The organism is Lysinibacillus sp. RU7 (assembly GCF_057837305.1).
The window spans coordinates 1-259 of record NZ_JBYQFK010000176.1 but is presented as its reverse complement, the minus strand read 5'-3'; the positions used below and the strand labels follow the sequence as shown (position 1 = coordinate 259).

1 protein-coding gene is annotated in these 259 nt (G+C 62.2%); it reads right to left on the bottom strand.

Annotated features, from left to right (window positions below):
- Positions 1-224 (bottom strand): sugar phosphate nucleotidyltransferase (locus tag AC3II9_RS21990; protein WP_489158847.1); only part of this gene is annotated, 224 nt, incomplete at its 3' end.
- Between the last annotated feature and the right edge of the window lie 35 nt (positions 225-259).

Below are 259 nucleotides of genomic sequence, written 5' to 3'. Positions count from 1 at the left end.
CCGGCTTCGGTCAGTTGCGTCTCGACCAGATCGGCATGCCGCTGGCCGGCGACGACGATCGGCGCGGCGAATTCGTTGGATGCGGTGCGCTGCGCCGTCAGCTGCAACATGGTTTCATCCGAGGTCAGCGCGAGCAGCTGCTTCGGCATTTCCGGCTTCGACATCGGCCATAAGCGCGTGCCGGACCCTCCAGACAGGATGACCGGTACGATCTGATTGTGCATATTCGCCCCTTCCTATGCCCTGTCACCAAAAACCG